We start from the raw sequence: 387 nt of genomic DNA on the forward strand, positions 1-387 counted from the left end.
GCCCTATGTCGCCCGAACCTATGACTACAATCTCCTTGCCGGGAATGTAGCCCTCTATGTTTACCAGCCGCTGGGCGAGGCCTGCGGTGAAAATGCCGGCCGGACGTGAGCCGGGTATGCGCACGTTGCCCCTGTTGCGCTCCCGGCAGCCCATCGCAAGCACCACGGCTTTGCATTGAATCCTCATCGCGCCGGAGGGGGAGACGCAGTAGAGTTCTTTTACGCAATTGGCGCCGGCGGAAGTAAAACGGGTTACGGTCGAATCAAGGTAAACCGCTATCTTTGACTTTGTTACGCGCTCAATAAAGCGTTCGGCGAATTCGGGGCCGGTCAGTTCTTCGGAAAATTCGTGCAGGCCGAAACCGTTGTGGATGCACTGCATGAGTA

The 387-nt window shown here is 57.1% G+C and carries 1 protein-coding gene; it reads right to left on the reverse strand.

What is annotated here, in order from left to right; genetic code table 11:
• Positions 1 to 387: NAD(P)/FAD-dependent oxidoreductase (locus ACYVTD_RS17650; protein WP_461248925.1), on the reverse strand; the 387-nt coding region annotated here is incomplete at both ends.

Source organism: Treponema sp. R6D11 (assembly GCF_054786075.1).